The organism is Bradyrhizobium oropedii (genome assembly GCF_020889685.1).
Lineage (GTDB): Bacteria > Pseudomonadota > Alphaproteobacteria > Rhizobiales > Xanthobacteraceae > Bradyrhizobium > Bradyrhizobium oropedii.
Genome location: NZ_JACMYO010000438.1, coordinates 1 through 1191, shown reverse-complemented (window position 1 = coordinate 1191; position 1191 = coordinate 1). Strand labels below are relative to the sequence as shown.

Genomic DNA, 1191 nt, shown 5'->3' with positions numbered 1-1191 from the left:
GCGTTTCTTCGAGAAGCTGCCACCATGCCTGGTGGGGATGGAAGCCTGCGGCAGCGCCCATTATTGGGCGCGCGAGATTGCAACTTTCGGTCATCAAGTGCGGCTGATTCCGCCGGCTTATGTCAAACCCTTTGTGAAGCGCGGCAAGACGGATGCGGCGGATGCCGAGGCCATCAGCGAGGCCGTGACTCGCAAGACCATGCGCTTCGTTCCGATCAAAACGGCTGAGCAACAAGCCGCAATGATGGTTCCTGAAGAGTCGCGCACTTCTGGTGAAACAGCAAACGCAGACTATCAACGCCCTACGCTCGCATCTCGCCGAGTTGGGCATCATTGCCGCCGCTGGCCGGACAAAGGTCGAGGCGTTGGTTGCAATCGTACGGGACGTAGCAGATGTCCGCTTGCCTGCGGCAGCGCGCGTCGCCCTGACGGCAGTTGCCGATCAGATCGAGGCCCAGGCGGACCAGATTGACAAGCTCGAGCGAGCCATTGTTGCCGCGGCAAAGACCGACAAGGACATGCGCCGACTGACTACGATCCCCGGCATTGGAGCCATTACAGCGGCGACCATCAAGGCGCTGGTGCCAGATCCCGGCGGCTTCAAATCCGCTCGTCACTTTGCTGCCTGGCTGGGACTGACGCCACGACAGCATTCGAGTGGGGGCAAGGAGCGGATGGGACGCATCTCGAAGATGGGAAACCCCGAACTTCGGAGCCTCCTCGTTCTTGGGGCTACATCCGTCCTGCGAATTGCCCGGAAGGCCGATCGGGCGCGGCCGTGGTTGAGGGCGCTGCTCGCCAGACGTCCGTACAAGGTGGCAGCGGTCGCGCTGGCCAACAAGACAGCGCGAATTGCTTGGGCGCTCTTGAACAAGGGCGGGATTTACCGGCGTCCGGAGACGCCGGCGACGACTATGGCTGCCGCTTGATGCATACAGCGGCTGTCAAAGAGATCTGACCGGCGCGGGCCGGCAGAGGGCAAGGAGCAATAACAGGCGATGAACCCACGGGACGAAATCCCGGCATGAGTGAGGCTGGCGCGACAATGCGCTTCAAGCGCGTCTGATTGATTTAGCCCCTTGTGTCGCGGACTTCATCGAGGCCAGCGGTCATGCGCCGCGCTTTACAGGCCGTATACATGACCGCACCGCTCCCATGTGTGAAGTCGACTGAGAAAGCTCTTGCGCCCGC

General features: G+C 61.7%; 1 pseudogene. It reads left to right on the top strand.

What is annotated here, in order from left to right:
- Positions 1–929 (top strand): annotated as a pseudogene (locus tag H8A95_RS43140) (IS110 family RNA-guided transposase); the annotation flags it as partial.
- Between the last annotated feature and the right edge of the window lie 262 nt (positions 930–1191).